General features: G+C 51.4%; 16 protein-coding genes and 1 pseudogene. 8 read left to right on the forward strand and 9 right to left on the reverse strand.

The features are described 5' to 3' along the window. Both glgX and HMPREF2696_RS09380 read left to right on the forward strand, forming a co-directional pair. The coding region (glgX, locus tag HMPREF2696_RS09375; RefSeq protein ID WP_070588360.1) for a glycogen debranching protein GlgX at nucleotides 1-1,426 on the forward strand (1,426 nt) is incomplete at its 5' end. A 314-nt stretch (nucleotides 1,427-1,740) separates the two neighbouring features. Continuing rightward, nucleotides 1,741-4,221 (forward strand): glycogen/starch/alpha-glucan phosphorylase, encoded by a 2,481-nt coding sequence (locus HMPREF2696_RS09380; protein ID WP_049335548.1) that lies wholly within the window; start codon nucleotides 1,741-1,743, stop codon nucleotides 4,219-4,221. 154 nt (nucleotides 4,222-4,375) lie between these two features. Here HMPREF2696_RS09380 and ribBA read toward each other — a convergent pair whose 3' ends face one another. Further along, complete coding sequence (ribBA, locus tag HMPREF2696_RS09385; protein ID WP_049335550.1) at nucleotides 4,376-5,716, reverse strand: bifunctional 3,4-dihydroxy-2-butanone-4-phosphate synthase/GTP cyclohydrolase II; 1,341 nt, start codon at nucleotides 5,714-5,716, stop codon at nucleotides 4,376-4,378. A gap of 188 nt (nucleotides 5,717-5,904) precedes the next feature. Between ribBA and HMPREF2696_RS09390 the strand changes: the two genes are divergently transcribed. Continuing rightward, nucleotides 5,905-6,516 (forward strand): DUF4230 domain-containing protein, encoded by a 612-nt coding sequence (locus HMPREF2696_RS09390; RefSeq protein WP_079453678.1) that lies wholly within the window; start codon nucleotides 5,905-5,907, stop codon nucleotides 6,514-6,516. Nucleotides 6,517-6,581: 65 nt separating this feature from the next. Here the strand turns inward: HMPREF2696_RS09390 and HMPREF2696_RS09395 are convergent, their stop codons facing one another. Both HMPREF2696_RS09395 and tsaE read right to left on the reverse strand, forming a co-directional pair. Then, complete coding sequence (locus HMPREF2696_RS09395; protein WP_049335552.1) at nucleotides 6,582-7,829, reverse strand: N-acetylmuramoyl-L-alanine amidase; 1,248 nt, start codon at nucleotides 7,827-7,829, stop codon at nucleotides 6,582-6,584. After that, nucleotides 7,817-8,287 carry a tRNA (adenosine(37)-N6)-threonylcarbamoyltransferase complex ATPase subunit type 1 TsaE gene (gene tsaE / locus HMPREF2696_RS09400; RefSeq protein WP_004519510.1) on the reverse strand — a complete coding sequence of 157 codons (471 nt, stop codon included), beginning with the start codon at nucleotides 8,285-8,287 and terminating at the stop codon, nucleotides 7,817-7,819. The genes HMPREF2696_RS09395 and tsaE overlap by 13 nt, the downstream gene beginning before the upstream one ends. Nucleotides 8,288-8,458: 171 nt before the next feature. Here tsaE and pheA point away from each other — a divergent pair, with 171 nt between their 5' ends. The 3 genes from pheA (at nucleotide 8,459) to prfH (ending at nucleotide 11,719) form a co-directional block, all read left to right on the forward strand. After that, nucleotides 8,459-9,547, forward strand: coding sequence for a prephenate dehydratase (gene pheA, locus HMPREF2696_RS09405; protein WP_004519511.1), 1,089 nt, complete (start codon nucleotides 8,459-8,461; stop codon nucleotides 9,545-9,547). A 397-nt stretch (nucleotides 9,548-9,944) separates the two neighbouring features. After that, a complete protein-coding gene (locus HMPREF2696_RS09410) occupies nucleotides 9,945-11,078 on the forward strand; it encodes an RNA ligase RtcB family protein (RefSeq protein ID WP_070588362.1) in 1,134 nt (377 codons plus the stop codon). A gap of 2 nt (nucleotides 11,079-11,080) precedes the next feature. Further along, nucleotides 11,081-11,719: a peptide chain release factor H gene (gene prfH / locus HMPREF2696_RS09415; RefSeq protein WP_070588363.1), complete on the forward strand. Its 639-nt coding sequence runs from the start codon at nucleotides 11,081-11,083 to the stop codon at nucleotides 11,717-11,719. An 86-nt stretch (nucleotides 11,720-11,805) separates the two neighbouring features. Here prfH and HMPREF2696_RS09420 read toward each other — a convergent pair whose 3' ends face one another. The 6 genes and pseudogenes from HMPREF2696_RS09420 to HMPREF2696_RS09445 all read right to left on the reverse strand — a co-directional run bounded on the left by HMPREF2696_RS09420 (nucleotide 11,806) and on the right by HMPREF2696_RS09445 (nucleotide 19,937). Beyond that, nucleotides 11,806-13,035, reverse strand: coding sequence for an HlyD family type I secretion periplasmic adaptor subunit (locus tag HMPREF2696_RS09420; RefSeq protein ID WP_004519515.1), 1,230 nt, complete (start codon nucleotides 13,033-13,035; stop codon nucleotides 11,806-11,808). Nucleotides 13,036-13,124: 89 nt separating this feature from the next. Continuing rightward, the gene (locus HMPREF2696_RS09425; RefSeq protein ID WP_004519516.1) at nucleotides 13,125-15,338 is read right to left on the reverse strand and encodes a type I secretion system permease/ATPase; all 2,214 of its coding nucleotides are present in this window, start codon (nucleotides 15,336-15,338) and stop codon (nucleotides 13,125-13,127) included. Between the two features lie 43 nt (nucleotides 15,339-15,381). Beyond that, entirely contained in the window at nucleotides 15,382-16,650 is a 1,269-nt protein-coding gene (locus HMPREF2696_RS09430) for a TolC family protein (RefSeq protein WP_371440887.1), read from the reverse strand. Nucleotides 16,651-16,914: 264 nt separating this feature from the next. Continuing rightward, nucleotides 16,915-18,174, reverse strand: a complete 1,260-nt coding sequence (locus HMPREF2696_RS09435) for an RsmB/NOP family class I SAM-dependent RNA methyltransferase (RefSeq protein WP_049335559.1) — start codon at nucleotides 18,172-18,174, stop codon at nucleotides 16,915-16,917. A 35-nt stretch (nucleotides 18,175-18,209) separates the two neighbouring features. Next, complete coding sequence (locus HMPREF2696_RS09440; protein WP_049335560.1) at nucleotides 18,210-19,079, reverse strand: DUF1853 family protein; 870 nt, start codon at nucleotides 19,077-19,079, stop codon at nucleotides 18,210-18,212. Nucleotides 19,080-19,120: 41 nt separating this feature from the next. Next, nucleotides 19,121-19,937 (reverse strand): annotated as a pseudogene (locus tag HMPREF2696_RS09445) (RNA methyltransferase). 174 nt (nucleotides 19,938-20,111) lie between these two features. Between HMPREF2696_RS09445 and HMPREF2696_RS09450 the strand changes: the two are divergent. Together HMPREF2696_RS09450 and proB are read left to right on the forward strand one after the other, a co-directional pair. Then, a complete protein-coding gene (locus tag HMPREF2696_RS09450) occupies nucleotides 20,112-20,897 on the forward strand; it encodes an inositol monophosphatase family protein (RefSeq protein ID WP_070588364.1) in 786 nt (261 codons plus the stop codon). Nucleotides 20,898-21,160: 263 nt separating this feature from the next. Continuing rightward, the gene (proB, locus tag HMPREF2696_RS09455; RefSeq protein WP_049335562.1) at nucleotides 21,161-21,964 is read left to right on the forward strand and encodes a glutamate 5-kinase; all 804 of its coding nucleotides are present in this window, start codon (nucleotides 21,161-21,163) and stop codon (nucleotides 21,962-21,964) included. Nucleotides 21,965-21,972 lie beyond the last annotated feature (8 nt).

The following is a 21,972-nucleotide window of genomic DNA, read 5'->3' on the forward strand; positions in this document are numbered from 1 at the left end:
TTTGGCCTATTTGCAAGAATTGGGGGTAACGACGGTCGAGCTGCTGCCGATTCATTTTCATCTGGATGAATACCATCTTCAGCAGATGGGCTTGAGCAATTATTGGGGCTACAACACTTATTCCCATTTTGCCGTTGAGCCGTCTTATGCCGACAATCCCGAACGTGCGGCGGCAGAATTTAAACAAGCGGTCAAAGCCCTGCATCAGGCAGGTTTGGAAGTGATTTTAGATGTTGTGTACAACCACACGGCCGAGCAGGACGACAAAGGCCCGATGCTGTGTCAGCGCGGTATCGACAACACCTTATGGTATTGGCACACCCCTTACGGCAATTATGAAAACTGGTCGGGTTGCGGCAATACGCTCAATATTGTCCGGCGCGACGTTACCCGTTGGGCGGCAGACAGCCTGCGCTATTGGGCTGAAGAGTTTCATATCGACGGCTTTCGTTTCGATTTAGGAACCGTATTGGGACGTGAACCCGATTTCCAATCGTACGGCCGTTTTTTCCAAGTCCTGTATCAAGATCCTGTGTTGGCCGGTTTGAAGCTGATTGTCGAAGCATGGGACATCGGCGAGGGCGGCTATCACTTGGGCAATTTCCCGCAACCTTTTGCCGAATGGAACGGCCGTTTCCGCGATGACATGCGCGCGTTTTGGTCATGGGAAAGCGGCAATTTGGGCGCATTTGCCGAACGCTTGGCCGGGTCGTCCGATATTTTCAACCACAGCGGCCGCCACCCGTCCGCCAGCATTAACTTCATCACTGCACACGACGGCTTCACTCTGCGCGATTTGGTCAGCTATAACGAAAAACACAACGAAGCCAACGGCGAAAACAACCGCGACGGGCATAATGAAAACATCAGCTACAACCACGGCGTAGAAGGCGAAACCGATGATGAAGAGGTTTTGCTCAACCGCGAATACACCTCCAAAGCGCTGCTTGCCTCCTTGTTTTTATCCAACGGTACGCCCATGCTTTTGGCGGGCGATGAGTTCGGCAACAGTCAGCAAGGCAACAACAACAGCTACTGCCAAGATAATCCGATTACATGGTTGGATTGGCAAAATGAGCCTCATGAGTTACAAAATTACACTCAAGCGCTAATACGCGTACGCAGCCAAATCAAGCTGCTGACAGATGATTGCTGGTGGGAAAAAGAGCGTGTGCAATGGCTCAATGCCGATAGCAGCCCGATGACCGAATATTGTTGGCACAACAGGGGCAGTAAGGCGATTCAGGTTGTTTTGGACGATGAATGGCTGCTGTTGGTCAATGCCAAACGTAGTCGTCAGTTATTTAACCTGCCTCAAGGCAATTGGGAAATTTCTTGCGTACCATCTGAGAAATTTAATTACGAAGAGGCTGGGAAATGTGTTGTTGAGCATATGGGGATTTGGATTTTACATAAAACAAATTAAATGAGAATTAAACTATTGGTTGATTAACTCTTTGATATTTTGTCAGTATTTTCTGATTTGTAGCTTAGTGGTATAAATTGAAAATGCCAATAAGATGATGAATGGTTTAATTGTTAATTAAATGTTTTATAAAGAAAAATATATCCTTTTTTTGAATCTTTCCGCTATAATCTCCTTGGTTTGTAACAAATCTACGCACCATTCCTTTCAGACGGCCTGTTGCCGTTGTCAGGCCGTCTGAAAACCGAGTTTCGTTGTTTTTAATAAAACCATCAGGCGCGTTGTCCAGTGCCTCACGCTAGAGAAAGGCTTCCATGGCTAAGAAAAAACTCCCCATCTCCGGTTACGATTATGTAATGCCTAAACCGGACGCCGAAACCATCCGTAAATCCATCGTTTACAAGCTGATTTTCATCTTGGGCGTAGATCCGAAGGAGGCAACTTCACACCAATGGCTCAACGCCGCCATGCTTGCCGCGCGTGACCTGATTGCGGAAGATTTCCTCAAAACACGCCGCGCCCACATTGATAACAGTAAACGCATGGTTTATTACCTGTCTATGGAATTCCTGCTCGGCCGTTCGTTTGTCAACGCGCTGATTAACGAAGGCGTTTACGCCGAATTTGAAGAAGCCTTTAAGCAACTGGGCAAAGAATTTGCCGATGTCTGCGAACAAGAAGAAGATCCGGGTTTGGGTAACGGCGGTTTGGGCCGTCTGGCCGCCTGCTTCCTCGACTCTTTGGCAACCCTGCGCATTCCGGCCATGGGCTACGGCATCCGTTACCAATACGGTATGTTCAAACAAGAAATCGTGGATGGCCAACAAGTTGAAAAACCTGATTTGTGGCTCGACCAAGATTTGGCATGGCAGTTTGCCCGTCCGAACAAACAATATTCCGTCCGTTTCGGTGGTCAAGTGTTGAACTTGGGCGACAAAAAAGAATGGCAGCCAAGCGAAGAAATTTCTGCTTGGGCATACGATGAAATCATTCCGGGCTATGGCGGCGAATGTGCCAACCCATTGCGTTTGTGGACTGCACACGCAGGCAACCTGTTCGACCTTGCCGACTTCAACCGAGGCGACTATGCCTCTGCCGTTCGCGCACAAAACAGCGACGAAAACATCTCACGCGTTCTGTATCCGAACGACTCTACCGATTCCGGCCGCGAATTGCGCTTGAAACAAGAATACTTCTTGGTTTCCGCTTCCGTTCAAGACATCGTTGCCCGCCACAAATGCCGTTTCCCAAGTATCCGCACTTTGGCGGACGAAGTCGCCATCCACTTGAACGACACCCATCCGGTACTCGCTATTCCAGAATTGATGCGTATCCTGATTGACGAAGAGGGCATTGCATGGACTGAAGCATGGAATATGTGCTGTAAGATTTTCTCTTACACCAACCACACATTGATGAGCGAAGCCTTGGAAACTTGGCAGGTTGACCTGATGGGCCGTCTGCTGCCGCGCCACTTGGATATCATCTTTGAAATCAACGCCTACTTCCTCAATGCCTTGCGTGCCATCGGTAACTTCGACGACGACTTTGTCCGCCGCGTATCCATCATTGACGAAACCCACGGCCGTCGCGTTCGCATGGCATGGCTTGCCGTGATCGGTTCGCACAAAGTCAACGGCGTGGCAAAAATCCACTCCGATTTGATGACCACATCCATCTTTGCCGACTTTGCCAAAGTGTTCCCAGAACGCTTTACCAACGTAACCAACGGCGTCACCCCGCGCCGCTGGATCAACATCGCCAACCCGGGCCTGACCAAATTCTTGGACAAACATCTGGGCGACGAAGACTGGCGTCTGCATTTGGACAACCTGACCAAGCTCAACGACAAAGTGGACGATGCCTCCGTACAGGCAGAATTCGGCGAAGTGAAAAAAGCCGCCAAAGAGCGTCTTGCCAAATACATCGAAACCGAGCTGGGTATCAAAGTTAATACCGATGCACTTTTCGACATCCAAATCAAACGTATCCACGAGTACAAACGTCAAGCATTGAACGTGATGCACATCGTCGACCGTTACAACAAAATCCTGGAAAACCCGGATTTCGATTGGCAGCCGCGTGTGTTCATCTTTGCCGGTAAAGCCGCTTCCGCCTATTACATGGCGAAGAAAATCATCCGACTGATTAACGACGTTGCCAAAGTCATCAACAACGACACCCGTATCCGTGACCTGATTAAAGTCGTTTACATCCCGAATTACAGCGTCAGCCTCGCCCAAATCATCATTCCTGCCGCCGATTTGCACGAACAAATCTCACTGGCAGGTACAGAAGCATCCGGTACCAGCAACATGAAATTTGCCCTCAACGGCGCAATCTGTATGGGTACACTGGACGGCGCGAACGTTGAGATTTTGGAAAAAGTCGGTGCGGACAACTGCTATATCTTCGGTAACACCGTAGAACAAGTCGAAGAAATCCGCCGCAACGGTTACGACCCGTTGAGCTATATCGAGCGAGACAGCGACCTGCGCCGCGTCGTCAACCAAATCAGCCAAGGCACTTTCTCTCCGGAAGAGCCAAACCGCTACAACGACGTGTTGCAACCATACGGCGACTTCTATCAACTGATGGCCGATTTCCGCAGCTACATCGACACGCAATACAAAGCGGACGAACACTACCGCAACGTATCCGCATGGCGCAAATCAGCCTTGATCAATATCGCCAACATGGGCTTCTTCTCATCCGACCGCTCCATCGCCGACTACTGCCGCGATATTTGGTACATCAAACCATTGAGCGAAAAAGAATTGCCCGGCAGAAATTAAGCGTTAAGCAGATAACGAAAGCCGATACATCGGAAAGGTGTGTCGGCTTTTTTTATATTCGCTGTTTTTGAATTGGATAATAAACTTAAAAGGCCGTCTGAAAACTTTCAGACGGCCTTTTGTTTCATTTGCTTTGAGCATCAATCAAGCAAGATTATTTTTCAGCTTCTTCAAAGCCGACGACTTCGAGGCCGAAGCCGGTGAGGCCGGTGAAGGATGACGGCTGGCCGAGGACGCGCAGTTTTTTGACGTTGAGGCCGGCGAGGATTTGTGCGCCTATGCCGTAGCTTTTGCTGTCCCATTTGTAGGCTTGGTTGGCGCCTTTGGGCAGGGTGCGGTCGAGCAGGGTGGCGCCGTCTTCGGTACGGTGCAGGAGGATGACTACGCCGCTTTCGGCTTGTTGGATGCGCTCAAGGGCTTTGGGCAGCGACCATGAATGGCGCGGGTTGGCTTGGATGAAGTCCATGACGCTGAAGGGTTCATGGACGCGGACGAGGGTTTCTTCTTCGGCGGAGGGTGTGCCTTTGACAAGGGCGAGGTGGGTTTCGCCGGAGAGTTTGTCGACGTAAACGTGTTGTTGGAACTCGCCCCACGGGGTTTGTACGGGTGCGTTGCCCATGTCTTCGAGCAGGCTTTCGGTACGGCTGCGGTATTCGATGAGGTCGGTAATGGTGCCGATTTTGAGGTTGTGCTCTTCGGCAAACTTCATCAGTTCGGGCATACGTGCCATGGTGCCGTCGTCGTTGATGATTTCGCAGATGACGGCGGCGGGAATCAGACCGTTCATTTGTGCCAGATCGACGCCGGCTTCTGTGTGTCCGGCGCGGACGAGTACGCCGCCTTTTTGGGCGCGGAGAGGGAAGATGTGGCCGGGTTGGACGATGTCTTCAGGTTTGGCGGATGGGGAAACGGCAGTTTGAATGGTCAGGGCGCGGTCGGCGGCGGAAATGCCGGTGGTAATGCCGTGGGCGGCTTCGATGGAGACGGTAAAGTTGGTGCCGTATTGTGCGCCATTTTTTTGGGTCATCATGGGCAGGCCGAGTTTTTCGACCATTTCGCCGTCCATCGGCAGGCAGACCAGGCCACGTGCGTTTTTGATCATGAAGTTGATGGCTTCGGGGGTAACGAATTGGGCGGCCATCAGCAAGTCGCCTTCGTTTTCTCGGTCTTCGGCATCAGTGATGATGACCATTTTGCCGGCTTTGATGTCTGCTAGGATTTCAGGGATGGTGGAGATGTGGGACATGGTATTTCTTTCTTGGCTGATGGTAGGGGCGTGGCGGTCTTGGTGGTCTTGATCCAACCACATGTCAGGCATATTTGCTGCCTGCTCGATTTTTCGGGCTTTTTTCTCGCCGAAAGATTTGTTTTTCAGTAGGGCGGACAGCTCGCCTTGGTTGATAGAAATGGCTTGGGCAAACTTGGTCTGCTGGCCGTTGTGGTGTTGTGTTATCCATTGCCGCAGGTTGTGGCGGCGCAGGTCGGTGGTATTCATGATGAGATGAAATTGAATTGTGTGTAATGGATTGTAGTCTTGTATTTACCAAAAGGCAAACTTTGTTTGTTGAGATTTTTATTACTTTTTGGTAATGAAATTTATTGTTTCAGACGGCCTGGGTATGGCTTGAAATTGACGGTTTTGGGAGAATATGGGGAATGTTTTGATGATTATTTTAATGGGGGATGTTTGAAATGAAAATGCTTGGACGCGGATTGGTCGTGCTGGTGTTGTGTGCGCTGACGGCTGCGGGCGGCTGGTTTTATGCCCTGCATGGTCAGAACGAAGAACATCAGGTTTTGTCCCGTGAGGGGGTTTTGATGCAGATTAAGCAGATGAACCGCTTGGAAAGTACGGCATTTTATATCGATACGATTATCCGTACGGAGAAAAAAGGGGATTGGCGCAGGCTGTGGCAGGATTCACAAAGCGGTATTTTTATTGTGCGCGGTAAGGTGTTGGCTGGTTTGGATTTGGACAAGTTAGGCGCGGACAATGTCAATATTGTGGACGACAAGGTCTTAATCAGCCTGCCGGCGGTGGAAATTTTGAGCGTGGATTTGGAAAATATCGAAGTGTACGATATTCAGACCGGCTCGTTTAATTTGCTGCCTATGGATAAGTCGGTATTTAAGACGGTGCAGGAAGAGGCGAAACGGCAGGTATTGCAAAGCGCATGTAGGGCTGAGATTTTGGAACATGCCAACCGTCAGGCGCAAATGCAGTTGGAAAACCTGTTTGCATTGACGCAGACGAAGGTATCCGTCTATCCGGCTGCGGTAGGGAAGTGCGGTTAAATAGATTGCTTGAAAAGATAAGGCCGTCTGAAAAATTTTCAGACGGCCTTTGTTTCATCAAGCCATTAACCGCGTCGTAAAACGGCGGTATTGATGTATTTTTGAATACCGGTGGCAATGGCTTGGGCGCATTGTTGGCGGAAGGATTCGCTGCCGAGCAGCCGCTCTTCGGTAGGGTTGGAGAGGAAGGCGGTTTCCACCAAAATGGACGGAACGTCCGGCGCGCGGAGGACGGCAAAGTTGGCCTCGTCAACGCGGCCTTTGTGCAGTTGGTTGAGTTTGCCCAATTCGGTCAAGACGGAATGGCCGAGCTTGCGGCTGTCGCGCAGGGTTGCGGTTTGGGTCATGTCCAAAATCGTGTTGTCGACGTTGCGGTTGCCGCTGGATTGTACACCGCCGATGGCGTCGGCGTTGTTTTGGGTTTGGGCAAGGAATTTTGCCGCCGAGCTGGTCGCGCCTTTGGTATTGAGCATATATACGCCGGTACCGCGAGCGGACGGGCTGGTAAAGGCATCGGCGTGGATGGATACGAATACGTCGGCATTGCGCGCACGGCCTTTGGCAACGCGTACGCCCAATGGGATAAAGATGTCTTCGTTGCGCGTCATGAATACGTTGTAACCCAAGGCCTCGAGGCGTTTTTTGGTTTCGCGTGCAATGGAGAGTACGACGTTTTTCTCTTTGAGGCCGCTCGGGCCGATTGCGCCAGGATCTTCGCCACCGTGACCGGGGTCGATCATAATCACGGGACGGCGGTTGCCGCCGCTGCCGCGATTGTTTTTAGGGGCAGGGGTGTCGTATGCGATATTGGTATTTTGACGTTGTTTGGGAACATTGCCGTTGAGCAAGGCCATCATCGGGTCGTTGGCATCTGCGCCGTGCGGATAGAGGTCGATAACCAAGCGGTTTCTGAAGTTGCCGACGGGGGCGAGCGCAAAGACTTGCGGATGGGTGCTTTGTTTGAGGTCGATGACGATACGCACGGTATTGGGCGTATTTTGACCGGCACGAATGCTGCGGATAAAAGGGTCGTTAGACAGCACTTTGCTGGAAATGCCTTGCAGGACGCTGTTGATTTCCGCACCTTGAATATCCACGACCAACCTGCTGGGGTTGTCCAACATAAAATGTTGGTATTTCATCGAGTGGTTGCTCTCAAGGGTAACGCGTGTGTAGGCGTTCGCCGGCCAAATGCGGACGGCAAGGAATTGCGCAGGAGAGGCCGGTTTGGCCAATGCGGCACCAACGGGCGTGAGGGTGAGAAATAGTCCTGTGCCTTGACGGAGAATGTGTCTTCTAGTTAATTTGACCATGATTCTAAACTTTTTCGGCCTTGGTTTGTGTGGGCGGAAAAGGTGCAGGTTCTGCCCTTATCGGTGTACGTCAATGTAATGGTAATGTCTGCCAGAGGCGTGAATTCTCCACCTTGCTGCGGCCATTCGATGAGGCAGATGCTGTCGGGCGCAAACAATTCGTCCAAACCGGCATCTTCCCATTCCTCGGGCATGGTAAAGCGGTAGAGGTCGAAATGGTGGAGGGTGAATGTATCCAGCGGATAAGATTCGACAATGGTGTAAGTCGGGCTTTTGACTGCGCCCGTATGTCCCAGTCCGCGCAAAATTCCGCGTGTCAGCGTGGTTTTGCCTGCACCCAGCCCGCCTTCAAGATAGATGGTCAGCGGAGCGGAGAGTTGCTTGCTCCATTCTTCACCCAGTTGCAGGGTTGCTTCTTCATCGGGCAGAAAACGGGTGTAAAGTCCGTTTGAGTGCATGGAATAGGCCTTGTCGTTCAAAAGGCTTAATTATGATGGAATTGGCGGCGTTTGCAAACCTGATAGACGATAAAGTTAGATAAAGATAGTGTTGAGGCCGTCTGAAAACAGAATTCAGACGGTCTTTAATGTTAAAATGAAAATATCCCTCACAAAATTGCGAGACAGCTTATGCCTTTATCCATAGACGAACAATTATTGCCGCACCGCAATGCCATCGACAGCATCGATGCGGAAATCCTCCGTTTGCTCAACGAGCGCGCCGGTCATGCGCATGCTATCGGTGAATTGAAAGGGACAGGCGCGGTGTACCGTCCTGAACGGGAAGTGGCCGTTTTGCGCCGGATTCAGGATTTGAACCGCGGCCCTTTGCCGGATGAATCGGTCACCCGGCTGTTTCGCGAGATTATGAGCGAATGTTTGGCGGTGGAGCGTCCGCTGACGATTGCCTATTTGGGCCCGAAGGGAACATTTACCCAGCAAGCCGCCATCAAACATTTCGGCCACGCCGCACACACCATGGCGTGTACCACCATCGACAATTGCTTCAAACAAGTTGAAACGCGCCAAGCCGATTATTTGGTGGCGCCGGTAGAAAACTCGACCGAAGGCTCGGTGGGGCGCACTTTGGATTTGTTAGCAGTAACCGCGTTAAAAGCCTGCGGCGAAGTGGTTGTCCGCATTCATCACAACCTGCTGCGTAAAGACAGCCACGAAATCGGTGGCATTACCAAAGTTTTCGCTCATGCCCAAGCCTTGGCGCAATGCAACGACTGGCTCGGCCGCAACCTGCCCAATGCTGAGCGTATCGCCGTAGCCAGCAATGCCGAAGCAGCGCGTCTGGTTGCCGAGTCTGACAGCCCGAATGTGGCCGCCATTGCCGGACGTATCGCCGCGGAAATTTATCAGTTGAGTTTTGCCGCTGAGTGTATCGAAGACGAACCGAACAACACCACGCGCTTCTTGGTGATGGGCCATCAAGAAACCGGCCACAGCGACAATGATAAAACCTCTTTGGTCGTATCCGCGCCCAACCGTGCCGGTGCCGTTACTTCCTTGTTGCAACCCTTCACCGAGTTGGGCATTTCTATGACCAAATTTGAAAGCCGCCCAAGCAAATCGGTTTTGTGGGAATACCTGTTCTTCATCGATATCGAAGGCCACCAAAGCGATGAAAATGTCCAAAAAGCCTTGCAGCTTTTGGGCGAACGCGCTTCCTTCGTGAAAGTTGTCGGTTCTTATCCGACCGTTGTTTTGTAAGGATTATTGGGTATTAAAGGCCGTCTGAAAAGTTTTCAGACGGCCTAAATTATGTTCTCAATAGTTGCCATTTATGCAACATCATTGGCAGATTGATGCCAGTAAGTTTGCATGATTGGAAATGAACACTCTATAATCCGAAAGTTTTTAATATTTTTATGCAAAGAAAGGAGCAAGCCATGACACGTAATACTTCAATCCGCTCAATCACATTCTTTGCAGCCCAAGCGTCGGTCTGATTTTCGGATAACGCTTTTCGCATTCCATGTCGCCCGCTTCGGGCTGCTTTCCCTACGATTATCGGCTAGAAACCAGGCCGTCTGAACATTTCGCAGACGGTGGATGCTTATTGTCATCTGTTGACGGTTTCTATCCGTTTTAAAGAAAGCATAAACACATGGGCAATTATCCCCATCATATTCAAATTATTGCCGATTCAAATACATGGATTGAAGGCAACGCTGTCGCACAGCTCGAAACCACCGCCCGATTACCGCATATGTTACGCGTTGCCGGAATGCCGGATTTACACGTAGGGCGCGGTTATCCGGTTGGCGCGGCATTTTTCAGCGACCGTCATTTTTATCCTGCCCTGATTGGGAATGATATCGGTTGCGGTATGGCGTTTTGGCAGACCGATTTACGTGCAGCCAAACTCAAACCGGCCAAACTCGCCAAACAGCTGGGTAATATCGATACGCCGCTAGACAAAGACGAACAGGTCGAATTATTAGGCGACGCTGTCGATATGTTCCCATTTTCAGACGGTCTTGCCGTAGGTACGATTGGCGGCGGTAACCATTTTGCCGAGTTGCAAACCGTTGATACTGTTTATCGCGCCGATCTGCTCCCAATAGATTTTGATGAAAACCATCTGCAACTGTTAGTACATAGCGGTTCGCGCGGATTAGGCCAGCAGATTTTGCAACGCCATATTGCCGCCTTTGGGCATCAAGGTTTGGCAGAAGGGGGCGAAGCGGCAGCAGCCTACCTTGCCGAACACCAAACAGCCCTTGAATTTGCCAGCCTTAACCGTCGTCTGATTGCGGCCAGAATGCTCGACCGTTGGCGCGCAGAAGGAATATGCCTGCTCGATGTCCATCATAATTTTTTGGAACAAACCGAGATTGACGGCACAACCGGTTGGCTGCACCGAAAAGGCGCAACGCCCACCGATAAAGGCTTGGTCATGATACCCGGCTCGCGCGGCGATTACAGCTATCTGGTCCGACCTGCCGAAGATTGCCAAATTTCGTTGAACACCTTGGCTCACGGCGCAGGTCGGAAGTGGCAGCGCGGCGAATGCAAAGGCAGGCTGTCGCACAAATATACTGCCGACAGCCTGCGCCAGACCGAATTTGGCAGCGTAGTCGTTTGTCAGGATAAAGCTTTGATTTTTGAAGAAGCGCCGCAGGCTTATAAAAGCATCGACAGCGTTATTGCCGCCATGAAAAATGCTGGTTTGATTGAATTGGTCGCGAGGTTTAAACCTGTTTTGACTTATAAAACCGGCGGCGAGTGTGGAGCGTAAAGATGAAACAGAATACACCAGCGGTTTATCTGCAAATTTCCACCGCGCAAGGGCCGGCGGAGTGCCGTATATTTGCCCGTTTCGTCTTAGGCAAGCTGCTTGCCGAAGCCCAAGCCAAAGGCATTGATGCCGAACTTGTTACCGAAACCGCCGATAAGCACGGCATTTTGTCGGCAATGCTCAAATTGGAAGGGCAGAAAGCCGAAAGCTTGGCACAAACTTGGCAGGGGACGCTCCAATGGGTATGCCCCAGCCCTGTCCGCTCGAAACATCCGCGCAAAAATTGGTATATAGGCGTTTTCCGCTTGCCCGATATGCCGCAGATGTATGAAATGCCGTCTGAAAACGGAATCGAGTTTCAAACCTGCCGTTCTGGCGGTAAAGGCGGGCAGCATGTCAATAAAACCGAAAGCGCCGTCCGCGCCACCCATAAAGAAAGCGGCATTTCCGTGCGGGTCGAGAGCGAACGCAGCCAGCACGCCAATAAAAAATTGGCGGTCATGTTATTGGCGCAAAAGCTGGCGGAGCATCATGCCGGACAAGCTGGAAGTTTTGCACAGGAGCAGCACGCGCAACTCTATCAAGTTGAGCGCGGCAATCCGAAAAGAACGTTTGTCGGTACTGCTTTTAAGGAGAAGTAATTTGCCTGCCGGATAAACGGGCATAGTGAAAACAGAAATCAAAGGCCGTCTGAAAACGTTCAGACGGCCTTTTATCGTTTTATCGATTAGCGTTCGCTTAACGCTTGTTTCATACGCGTAATCGGTTTGATCAGGTATTGGAAGATGGTTTTTTCACCGGTTTTGATGTCTACCGTTGCAACCATGCCCGGAATAATCGGCATGGGTTTGCCGTTTTTATCTTTCAGGGAGTTGTTTTCGGTTTGGACGAGAACACGGTAATAAACTTGGTTCGGATCAAGTTTTAAGTCGTTGGCACGGTTTTGCATGGAATTGCTGACGGTATCGGCGCCGACGAGGGTAACCTTGCCTTCCAAACCGCCGTAGATGGAGTAGTCGTATGCGCTGACTTTAACCAATGCAGGTTGGCCTGCGCGGATAAAGGCGATGTCTTGCGGGCGGATATAGGCTTCGACCAGCAGTTTGTCGTCAACGGGGACAATTTGCATGATGTCTTCGCCTGCGTTCACAACGCCGCCGATGGTGGTAACTTTTATGCCTTTGACGATGCCGCGCATAGGAGCGCGGATTTGCGAGCGTTCAACCGGGTCTGCGCGCATGGCAACGTTTTCTTTGGATTGCGCCAGCTCGGATTCGGCTTGCAAAAGTTCGTTGTTGGCATCGGCTTTGTAGCGGTTGCGGCGTTCGGAAATTTGGGTGGCCAAGTCGGCAGACTCACGGCGCATTCTTAAGAGTTCGACTTCGGAAACCACGCCTTCGGCAACCATAGGTGCGGTAATGGCGATTTCGCGGTCAAGTGCGGCCTTGCTTTGGGAAAGGCCGCTGACGGCATCGGTCATGGCTTGACGGCGTGCTTTGTAGGCGGCGATTTCGCGACGGCGAAGCTCGGGACCCACGCTATCAGGGAAGGAGAGCTTGGTGCCGTAGGCTTCGGCTTTAAGGCGGGCAACAGTAGCTTCGAGGTTTTCGACTTTGGCTTCGCTTTCACGCAAAACGGCGGAGCTACGCGTGTCGTCGAGTTTCATCAGAATCTGATCTTTCTCGACCATGTCGCCTTCTTTAACCATGATTTCGGTGACGATGCCGGGATCTAGGCTTTGGATTACTTGCTCACGGCTGCTGGGAATGATATTGCCGTTGCCACGGGTCACTTCTTCGACAGGGCTGTTGTATGCCCAGACGACGAAGACAATCAGGAAAAGGAAGAATAGGATGATGACCCAAAATTGGCCGCTGTGTTTTTCTTTTTGAAGGGCGGCATTGAGGTCGTTGATGAGGTGTAGGTCTTTGGATTTGACGTTGTTTTCGCGGCTCATAATCGTGTATCTTTATTGTGTTTGGTGGATTTTAACCATTAGGGCAGGCCGTCTGAAAGGGTAAGTAGATTTTTAGACGGCCTTTTGCTTTATTGTGCTGCCGATTGAGGGGCTGAGGCAGCTTGTTGTTGCTGCTGTTTGACTGCAGCAGCTTGTTGCTGTTGTTTGACGTTGGCTGCTTTGGCTTGTTCGTTTTGCATGAGTTTTTGCAATACCAAGTCACGTGGGCCGTCCATCACGACTTTACCATTGTCCATCACAATGATGCGGTTGACGATTTGCAGCACTTGCGGACGGTGCGTCACCAAAAGCATAGTGCGGTTACGACCCCATTGGGCAATGGCATTGAGCGCCATACGCTCAGTGGCTTGGTCCAGGCTGGTGGTCGGCTCGTCCAGCAAGACGACTTTCGGGTTGCGCAAGGTCATACGCGCCAGGGCGATGATTTGTTTTTGACCGCCGGACAAGCCCAAGCCGTCTTCACCCAGAGGCATATCCAAACCGCGTGGATGGTTGCGGATGATTTTGTCGAGGCCGAAGCGGTTGAGTGCAGTCAGTAAGTCTTGGTCGGTAGAGTAGCTGCCGGTACGCGCCAAGTCCATGTTTTCACGCAATGTGCCGAGGAACAGGCGTGGCGATTGGCTCAACAGCAGGACTTGATCGCGCAGGAAGTTGGGGTCAAGCTGGCGCATATCGACGCCGTCAAGGGTAACGTTGCCTTTTTCAGTGTCGTACAGACCGCTGGCCAGTTTGAGCATGGTGCTTTTACCGCTGCCGATACGGCCCAAAATACCGACTTTTTCGCCCGGTTTGATGGTCAGGCGCAAATCTTCGACCGCGCTGTTGTTGTCGGCTTGATATTTGAACGATACGTTTTCAAAGGTAATATTGCCTTGAACATTGTCCAAAGTAATATATTTGCGTTCCGGATTGCGCTCGATAGGGCGGGTAACGATGTCGTTTACGCCTTTGAGGGCAAGTTTGGCCTGTTGGAAGCGGGTGGCCAAACCGGCAATTTGTGCCAATGGCGCCAAAGCACGGCCGGACAGAATCACGGAGGCAATCAATGCACCCATGGTGATGCGTTCCGCATGGTTGTCGGCATGAATCAGATAGGTACCGACGACGACCAAAAAGACGGTATTGAGCTGCTGCATGGCAACGGCAAAGTTGACCATGAAGTTGCTGGTGTCTTTGACTTTGATGGAAGAGGCGGAAGTTTTGGCGGTGTATTCGTCCCAACGTTGTTGCGCCCAAGATGTGGCGTTGTTGGTTTTCAGGGTTTCGATGCCTTCGATGGCTTCAACGGCAAGGCCGGAGCGTTGCGAACCTTCTTTCATCGATTCGTTAATGTGGCGCGAGAGCGGTCGTTGTACGACAAAACCGACAATCACGACAATCGGAATGATGGTCAGGGGAACGAGTGCCAGTTTGCCACCGACCATGGAAATCACGAAGATAAACAGCAACAGGAAAGGCAAGTCGACGATGGTCAACAAGCTGGCACTGGTCATGAACTCGCGCACGGCTTCAAATTCGCGCAGGTTGCTGGCGTATGAACCGGAAGAAGCAGGACGGTCTGCCAGACGCAATGCCATCACGCGGCGGAACAGGGCGGAGCTGATGATCAGGTCGGCTTTTTTGCCGGCAATATCGGTCAAGTGGCCGCGAATCATCTTGGCGGCAAACTCAAACAAAATCGCCAAGACCACGCCGATGCTCAATACCCACAAGGTCTCATAGGCTTGGTTGGGAATCACGCGGTCGTACACGTTCATCACATACAGGGAGCTGACGAGCGCAAGGAAGTTGATGATGATGGTGGCCAAGATGACTTGGTAGTAGTAGCTGCGGAAACGCCAAATGACTTTCCAAAACCATGCTTTGGGCAAATGGTATTCAGGCAGCTCCGAGCGCATATCGGTAGCCATTTTGGGTTTGATAAACCAGCAGTAGCCCAAATACAGGCCGGAGAGCTGCTCGTGGCTGAGTTCCTGTTCCAAACCGTCAACCTGGCGGATATGGTATTTGCGTTCTTGGCCGGAGCCTTCGATTTGGGTGATGACCGCTGCTTCTTCGTTGTGCAGGATAATCATAACCGGCACAGCGAGCGAGGGGATGTCTTCCAGATTGCGTTTGGATAAGGTGTTTTCAAAGCCGTGACTGCGCAGGACTTCGACCAGTGAGTGATAGTTGACCTTGAGCTTTTTGTCGCGCACGACTTCGGCGGACAAAGCGGCTTCGGATACGGGCGCACCCAAAAGGCGGGTCACTAAAACGATGTGTTCAATGATGGCTTTCATATTTTTTCGCGTAATGTTTTTGGTTTAACCGGCGGATATGGCTTTATTTTTGTGCCAAACCGACCCAAGCGGAGATTTTGGCTTGGGTATTTAAATAGTCAAGCGCCGCATCGCGGAAATCGTTGCGGGCGGCAACATAATCCTGCTCGATGGAGGATAACTCGCTGTATGCGCTCAAAACGTCGGTCAGCGTACGTCGGGCGATTTTAAATTGCAATTCATACACTTTGATGACTTCTTTTTGGGCGGCGATGTGTTGCGCCGTCAGCGCGGTACGCTGTTCGCTTTCCTGCATATCGATGGCCGACGTTTGAACGCGTTCGTTCATGTCGCGCAGGATTTGTTCGGACTTGGCTTCTGCGGCAATCAATGATTTGGCATTGCGTTCCACATTGTGTCGTGCGGCAATATCCAACACATTCCATGCAACGTTTAAATAAAGCTGTCTGGTGTTGCGCGTTGCACTGCCTTCCAAATTGAGGGCAGGCAGGCGTTCGGCTTTGGAGGCGTCCAAATCGGCACGGACGCTGTCGCGCTCGGCCAATTGCGCCTGATAGGACGGATTGTTGTTGCGGTTGGGATTGTTGAAGCGTTCAGTGATGGATTTCGCCGTGTCGTTTTTAAACGGATCTTCCAAGTCGTTGGCAGTCAGCTGGCGCGAGGTATAGCGGGACAGGCGGCTCAGGGCCAAATCCATGGTGCGGCGTTGTTGGGCAATGATGTTTGCCACTTGTAGTTGGCGCGCGCGCGCTTCAATCAGCTCGGAACGACGGCCGGCATCATATTTGACGATGGTGTCCAAGTCTTTTAAGAGGTTGTTGTGGCGCGCTAAAGTCTGCTCGTTGAGGATCAGGGTTTCTTTTGCACGCAATGCGCTCAGGTAGAGGCGGCCGATATCGCTGCCGAGCTGCTCTTGGCTTTCGGTGTATTTGTGTTGATAGTATTCTTCGCGGCTGCGGTCGCGGCGGACGGCGGCTTCAATCGCACCCCATGAGTAGATGTTCACGCTGCCGCGCACGCCGATACCGTCATCCATGTCGTTGCTGTTATATTTATTGTGTTGCGCCAGCACTTTCGTGCCGGTCAGGGTAACGACAGGATAATGGCGCGCACGCGTAGCTTTGGTCGTGCTTTGCGCTGCTTCTTGAGTGGCTTTTGCTTCACGCACAATCGGGTCGCTGATTAAAGCATCCCTGAGGATGTCTTGCAGGCTGTATGCAGAGGCCGTCTGAAACGGCATCAGACAGCAGGCGACGGCAACGGCCGATGACAATAAACGGAGCTTTGTGGGGGAAGAATAAATATGCGGCATGATTTCTAACCAAATGATTTATATATTATCGTTGTCCGTATCGGGTATCGCCTGAGGCATGACCGGGCGAATTTTGAACGAGAACACATACATTTACAAAGCATAAAGCATTTTTTCCAGCTTTTCACAATATTCTGATGAAAGGTCAAGATACATGCCTTAAAGTATATTATTACAGAGCGCGACTATCGTTTCTAATGATTTTAATGTAAAAAATCTATTAAAAAGGCCGTCTGAAAGGATTTCAGACGGCCTTTTTCAACCTTAATCCTTACGTTGCAATACAGCGGCAAAGAAACCGTCGGTTTGGTGTTCTCCAGAGTTGAGGCGCAGGTATTTTCCGGTATCCAAATCAACCTTCAGGCTTTGCAGCAGTTCGGCGCAGTTGACGAGTTCAAACTCGGGATGTTCGGACAGGAAACGTTCGACTTGCAACTCGTTTTCTTCCGGCAACACGCTGCAGGTGGCGTAAACCAAACGGCCTTGCGGTTTCACCAGTTTGGAGGCGGCATCGAGGATACTGTGTTGCTGTTCCAAAAGGTTGGCCACGGTCTCGGCGGATTGGCGGTATTTGAGGTCGGGATTGCGGCGTAAAGTACCCAAACCGGAGCAGGGCGCGTCCACCAACACGCGGTCGGCTTTGCCTGCCAGTCGGGCGATACGGGTATCGTGTTCGCTGCTGATGCGTTCGGGGTGGATATTGGTCAGTCCGGCACGGGTCATGCGCGGTTTGAGGTTGGCAAGGCGTTTTTCGGCGATGTCGAATGCGTAGATTCTGCCTTTGTTGGCCATTTGCGCGCCGACAGCCAAAGTTTTACCGCCGGCACCGGCACAGAAATCGACAATGATTTCGCCGCGTTTTGCGCCCACCAATAAGGCAAGCAGCTGGCTGCCTTCGTCTTGGACTTCCAGTGTACCGTCTAAAAATAGCTCGTGTTTGTTAAGCGCGATTTTGTTTTTCAGGCGGATGCCCCAAGGCGAATAAGGCGTGGCTTCTGCATCGGCACTTTCGGCTTGCAACAATGGCAGCACTTTATCGCGTTTGCCTTTCAAGGTATTGACGCGGATGTCGAGCGGGGCAGGTTGGTTGATGCTGCGGCCGAAGGCGAGGATTTCTTCTTCGCTCCAATGCCGTTGCAGTTGTTCTACCAGCCATTGCGGCAATTCTGCGGCGGTATTCAGGCCGTCTGAAAACTCGGTTTTGCGGGCTTTCAAATTGCCGAGGAACTCTGTTTCTTCTTCATCAAGCAGGTCTTTGATTTGGCTGATGTTGGTGCTTCTGCCGAGAACCAGTGCGGCGAGTGCTGCTTTGCGCGGCTGCGCGTGCGGACGGCGCAGGGCGGTACTGATTTTTTGATAGTGGCGCAATGCGGCAAAGGCTGTTTCGGCGATTTCGTGGCGGTCTTGGCGGCCGAGCTTTTTGTGTTCGCGGAAATAGGCGGAGAGGACGGCATCGGAAGGCTGTTTGAAAGTCAGCATTTCAGCCAAAACTTTGGCGGTATGGTCGAGTTGTGCGGCGTTCATAATGTAATGGGTTCTCTTAAAGTTGGTAAAGGGTTTCAGACGGCCTTCATGATGCGTTCGATTTCGTGCCAAAAGCCGTCCGGCCGTAATTCCAAAACGGCAATCAAGCCTTGGTCGATACGGCGGATTTCGGTTTCGTTCAATGTTTCGGTTTCGGCGACACGAGCAGGCGCGAGATAGGCCATACGGTCGAGCAGGTGGTAGCGGACTTCTTGGTGTTCAAACCAGTATTCCGCCCAATCTTGAATATAGATGCCGCGCCAGCCGTATGAGTTAAGTGGCGGCTCAAAAGCATGGAAACCTTGTGGAAAAAATCCGATGCCGCGCACGATGGAAGCAGGAAGCGGATTTTCCGGCAGGCCTTGTGCGGTTAAGGCTGCTTTGCCTTGCAGTGTATGTAGCAGCTGGGATTGCTGCACCAATTTGGCGGCCTTGTCCGTCAGCGTGTCTTTAGGGTTGAGACCGTGCAGGTTTTGCACTTGGTCTCCGCCGTAGTATTTACACGCCAGCTCGATATGGTAGGGCTGTTGGTTGAGGGAAACGACAAAATCCGCGGCACCTAAAGTTTGGCCGTCTGAAAAAACGGGCAGGTTGTATGCGTGCAGTTTGGCGTGCGGCGCGTTGGCAAACCAAAACGTCAACAACTCTTCGGCATAAATGCCGAGACGGTGGCCGAATGGGGAACGTTGGGCAAGGTGATCCATCAGCGGCGCGGGATCGGCGTCCAATGCCAAAAGGTAGCGGAAACCGTGCTCCCCCAATAGTTCGCGCACGCTCAATTCGCAACCGCTTTGCCACAAAGGGGGCGCAGTCAGCAGCGAGGCGAGGTCGCGGACGGGTTGGCTGGTGAGTTTCCACCATAATGCGTCTAGGGCGTAATTCATGCTTATCCGAATATCAGTCATGCTGTCTGAAAAAGCTTGTAATGTTTTCAGACGGCCTTAAATCAGTCTTTTTTATGGATACGGTGGCTGACGGTATTGAAAAAACCGCGCAGGATGTCGATGTCTTCGGTTTGCGTGTTGGCGCGTCCGAACAGGCTCTGCATACGGCGCATCAGGCGCTCGCCGTTGCGGCGGTTGAAAAAGCCGATGTCGTTCATCACGCTTTCCATGTGGGCGACCATGCCTTTGATTTGCTCATGGGTCGCAGCGTGGTCTTCCTGTTGAAGATGGGTCATGGGCGAATCGGTTTGGCTGAAGATTTCGTAGCACACGACCTGCACGGCTTGGGCGAGGTTGAGCGAGAAATAGTCGGGATTGCCGTTGATGGTCATCAGTCGGTTGCAGGCTTGGACTTCTTCGATGCTCAAGCCGAAAGTCTCGTTGCCGAAAACCAGTGCCACTTTTTCGCCTCGGTTGGCGGCCTGCAGTAATTCGGGCACCAAATCGCGCGGGGTTTGCAGCGGCGCGGTGATTTCGCGGCGGCGACTGGTCAGGGCGCAGGCGATGGTGGTGTCGGCAAGGGCTTCGTCCAAAGAGGCAGCAATGGTGGCATTTTCCAAAACGTCTGCCGCACCGGAAGCGAGGATGAAACTTTCTTCCGGTAATTTAAACGATTGCGGATGCTCCGGATCGAATACGGGCGGATTTTCCGTCATCGGCGTTGCCATCAGATTGGGGGGCAACGATGGTCAGTTTGTGCAGGCCCATTGTTTTCATGGCGCGGGCGGCGGAGCCGATATTGGCGGGATGGCTGGTACGCGTGAGGATGATGCGGATATTGTCCAGATAGGCGGGCAGGGCGGGTTTTTCGGAAGTCATGTTTTGTTTTCTGTTTGTACGGGAATCAGGTATAATGCGCCATCTTTTTGTTTTCAGACGGCCTTTTTCCATGCCGTCTGAAATGTTCTTTAACAGCATCGGAAACGATTAACAGCCTCTTGTGTGCCTGTTCGGCGCATTAGGGCGTATTTTACCTGAATTAGGAAGAAAACCATGAATCCGTTTTTAAATACCGCTTTCAAAGCCGCCCGTAAAGCAGGGCAAATGATGATTCGCGCCGCCGGCAATCTGGATGCCGTCAAAGTAGACAGCAAAGCATTCAACGACTTCGTTTCCGATGTTGACCGCAGCTCCGAGATGATTTTGGTGGAAGCGCTCAAAGAAGCCTATCCGCATCATAAAATCACTTGCGAAGAAGGCGGCTCCCACGGTAAAGCCACCGCCGAGTACGAATGGATTATCGACCCGCTCGACGGCACAACCAACTTCCTCCACGGCCATCCCCAATACGCCATCTCTATGGCACTCCTGCACAAAGGCGTGTTGCAAGAAGCTTTGGTGTACGCACCTGAGCGCAACGACGTATACATGGCTTCCCGCGGCAAAGGCGCGTTGCTCAACGACCGCCGTATCCGCGTTTCCAACCGCATCGAATTGAACCGCTGCCTGATTGGTACCGGCTTCCCTGTTGTCGATCAAAGCATGATGGACAAGTATCTGGCGATTTTGAAAGATTTCTTGTCAAAAACCGCCGGCGGCCGTCGTGAAGGCGCGGCTTCTTTGGATTTGTGTGCCGTTGCGGCCGGCCGTTTGGACGGTTTCTTTGAGTTCAACCTCAAACCTTGGGATATTGCCGCCGGTGCATTGATTGTCCAAGAAGCAGGCGGCATCGTTACCGATATGTCCGGCGATGAAGGCTGGTTGGAAAGCGGCGACATCGTTGCGGCCAATCCTAAAGTATTGGCACAAATGCTGAAAATTATTTCTGAACACAAATAAGCTTTTGTAGGGAACGGTCTGTATTTATCGTGACAGGCTAGAGTTTAAACAATCGGTAAAAGGCCGTCTGAAACCTGAAATAGGGTTTCAGACGGCCTTTTATTTTGTTATTAACGGATTCGGATAAGAGCTGAAAATACGGCTTTTAAAGGAAGCGTTTTTAATTTTGTCTGTATTTTCTATTGCTTCGCAGTTATGATATGGATACGTTTGGCTGAAATAATGCCGCATGCAATCATAAAAATAGAAAGCAGAGGAGAATAATGAAACGAGATTTTGAAGCAGTAAAACGCATTGTTATTAAGATTGGAACCAGTTCGTTGGTGTTGCCAAACGGCAAAATCAATTTGGCAAAAATCGACCAACTGGCCTTTGTCATTTCCAGCTTGGTCAGTAAGGACAAAGAAATTGTGCTGGTGTCTTCCGGCGCGATGGGCTTTGGGCTGAATGTCCTCAACATGGAAAAACGTCCGGCGGAAATGGCGCAGCAGCAGGCTGTTTCCAGCGTCGGCCAAGTGGCCATGATGAGCCTTTACTCGCAGATTTTTTCCCATTATCGGATGACGGTATCGCAAATCCTGCTGACGCGTGATGTGGTCGAATATCCGGAAAGTTTGGCAAACGTTACCAATGCTTTTGAATCCCTGCTTTCCATCGGCGTCATCCCTATTGTCAATGAGAACGACGCGGTCAGCGTGGATGAGATGGACCATGCCACCAAGTTTGGCGATAACGACCGTTTGTCGGCAGTCGTGGCGAAAATCGTTAAAGCCGATTTGCTGATTATGTTGTCCGATATTGACGGTTTGTTTGATAAAAATCCGGCTGTTCACGCCGATGCCAAGCTGCGCAGCCATGTTGCCGATATTACCGAAGAAATTATTGCTTCTGCCGGCGGATCGGGCAGTAAGTTTGGTACGGGCGGCATGTTCAGTAAGATTAAGAGTGCGCAGATGATGTTTGAACATCACGGCCAGATGGTGTTGATGAACAGCGCCAATCCGCGCGATATTCTTCAGGTTTTAGATGGCGCGCCTATTGGAACGTGGTTTGCACAAGAGAAATAGGGAGGTTT

The sequence above is a fragment of the Neisseria sp. HMSC058F07 genome (genome assembly GCF_001810035.1).
In the GTDB taxonomy this organism is placed as follows: domain Bacteria; phylum Pseudomonadota; class Gammaproteobacteria; order Burkholderiales; family Neisseriaceae; genus Neisseria; species Neisseria perflava.

Coding starts and splice junctions, on each gene's coding strand:
- pheA (WP_004519511.1), top strand. CDS start 8,459: ATGCCTTTATCCATAGACGAACAATTATTGCCGCACCGCAATGCCATC.
- HMPREF2696_RS09390 (WP_079453678.1), top strand. CDS start 5,905: ATGTTTGAAATGAAAATGCTTGGACGCGGATTGGTCGTGCTGGTGTTG.
- HMPREF2696_RS09435 (WP_049335559.1), bottom strand. CDS start 18,174: ATGAACGCCGCACAACTCGACCATACCGCCAAAGTTTTGGCTGAAATG.
- prfH (WP_070588363.1), top strand. CDS start 11,081: ATGAAACAGAATACACCAGCGGTTTATCTGCAAATTTCCACCGCGCAA.
- HMPREF2696_RS09395 (WP_049335552.1), bottom strand. CDS start 7,829: ATGGTCAAATTAACTAGAAGACACATTCTCCGTCAAGGCACAGGACTA.
- proB (WP_049335562.1), top strand. CDS start 21,161: ATGAAACGAGATTTTGAAGCAGTAAAACGCATTGTTATTAAGATTGGA.
- HMPREF2696_RS09450 (WP_070588364.1), top strand. CDS start 20,112: ATGAATCCGTTTTTAAATACCGCTTTCAAAGCCGCCCGTAAAGCAGGG.
- HMPREF2696_RS09410 (WP_070588362.1), top strand. CDS start 9,945: ATGGGCAATTATCCCCATCATATTCAAATTATTGCCGATTCAAATACA.
- HMPREF2696_RS09440 (WP_049335560.1), bottom strand. CDS start 19,079: ATGACTGATATTCGGATAAGCATGAATTACGCCCTAGACGCATTATGG.
- tsaE (WP_004519510.1), bottom strand. CDS start 8,287: ATGCACTCAAACGGACTTTACACCCGTTTTCTGCCCGATGAAGAAGCA.
- HMPREF2696_RS09380 (WP_049335548.1), top strand. CDS start 1,741: ATGGCTAAGAAAAAACTCCCCATCTCCGGTTACGATTATGTAATGCCT.
- HMPREF2696_RS09420 (WP_004519515.1), bottom strand. CDS start 13,035: ATGAGCCGCGAAAACAACGTCAAATCCAAAGACCTACACCTCATCAAC.
- HMPREF2696_RS09425 (WP_004519516.1), bottom strand. CDS start 15,338: ATGAAAGCCATCATTGAACACATCGTTTTAGTGACCCGCCTTTTGGGT.
- ribBA (WP_049335550.1), bottom strand. CDS start 5,716: ATGAATACCACCGACCTGCGCCGCCACAACCTGCGGCAATGGATAACA.
- HMPREF2696_RS09430 (WP_371440887.1), bottom strand. CDS start 16,650: ATGCCGCATATTTATTCTTCCCCCACAAAGCTCCGTTTATTGTCATCG.